At 51.8% G+C, this 245-nt stretch carries 1 rRNA gene; it reads right to left on the bottom strand.

Annotated elements, in window-relative coordinates:
• Nucleotides 1-135 precede the first annotated feature (135 nt).
• Nucleotides 136-245: ribosomal RNA gene (locus GTP90_RS37795) — 16S ribosomal RNA — on the bottom strand; the annotation flags it as partial.

Below are 245 nucleotides of genomic sequence, written 5' to 3' on the forward strand. Positions count from 1 at the left end.
GGGCTGGTTGGACTCGAACCAACGACCCCCGCGTTATCAACACGGTGCTCTAACCAGCTGAGCTACAGCCCCAAATGCTGTTCTTTAATTTGACAGTCGATAAGTGTGAACGCTTGAAGAAGAGTGCTACTCTAGAAAGGAGGTGATCCAGCCGCACCTTCCGATACGGCTACCTTGTTACGACTTCACCCCAGTCACGAATCCTACCGTGGTAAGCGCCCTCCTTACGGTTAAGCTACCTACTT

This window comes from Duganella vulcania (assembly GCF_009857655.1).
Lineage (GTDB): Bacteria > Pseudomonadota > Gammaproteobacteria > Burkholderiales > Burkholderiaceae_D > Rugamonas > Rugamonas vulcania.